This is a genomic window from Pseudoruegeria sp. HB172150, from assembly GCF_013184805.1.
Classification (GTDB): domain Bacteria; phylum Pseudomonadota; class Alphaproteobacteria; order Rhodobacterales; family Rhodobacteraceae; genus Psychromarinibacter.
Map to the genome: position 1 here is coordinate 1 of NZ_JAATNG010000018.1, position 980 is coordinate 980.

Consider the following 980-nt stretch of genomic DNA (forward strand, 5'->3'; position numbering starts at 1 on the left):
ACCGGGGAGGTGAGCTTCGTCAGCGCGCCGGATTACGAGGCCCCGGCGGATACCGATGGCGACAACGTCTACGAGTTCGAGGTCGTGGCCAGCAACAGCCTGGGAGAGACCACCACCCAGGCCGTCAGCGTCACGGTCACCGATGCGGGGGGGCTGTCGGTGTCCGACGCGTCGGTCACGGAGGGGCACAGCGGTACGAGCACGATCAGCTTCACGGTTACGCGGACCTCGACGGCCGCGGCGACCTACAGCTATGCCGTCACCGGCAGCGGGGACAACCCGGCGGATGCCGACGACTTCCTCGGCGGCGTATTGCCCTCAGGCACAGTCACCTTTGCCGCTGGCGAAACCGAGGTGACGCTCTCCTTCGACATCAGCGGTGACACCGACATCGAAGGCGACGAGACCTTCACGCTTACGCTGACCGACGCCGAGGGCGATACAGCCACCGCCACCGGGACGATCCTGAACGACGAGAACGCGCCGGTGTTCACCGCCGGGCAGATCGGTTTCGATGCGATCGAGGTGGAGGAGGACCAGACGGCGGTCTACGACTTCGACGCGGTCGATGCCGACGGGGATACCGTCACCTACAGCCTGGGCGGGGGAGCGGATGTCTCGCTCTTCACCATCGACAGCGCCACCGGGGAGGTGAGTTTTGTCATCGCGCCGGATTACGAGGCCCCGGCGGATGCCGATGGCGACAACGTCTACGAGTTCGAGGTCGTGGCCAGCGACGGCGCGGGGAATTCCACCACTCAGGCCGTCAGCGTCACGGTCACCGGTGGCGACGGTCTGTCCATAGCCGACGTCTCTCTGACCGAGGGGCAATCGGGTATTACCATGTTCATCTTCACGGTCTTCCGGACCTCGACGGCTGCGGCGGCCTACAGCTATGCCGTCACCGGCAGCGGGGACAATCCGGTCGATATAGACGATTTCTTCTACGGGGAGTGGCCTTCCGGCACAGTCACCTTCGC

Annotated in this window: 1 protein-coding gene; it reads left to right on the plus strand. The window is 65.3% G+C overall.

What is annotated here, in order from left to right; all coding sequences use genetic code 11:
- A partial coding sequence (locus tag HCO70_RS24535) for a cadherin domain-containing protein (protein WP_216665622.1) occupies positions 1–980 on the plus strand: 980 nt, incomplete at both ends.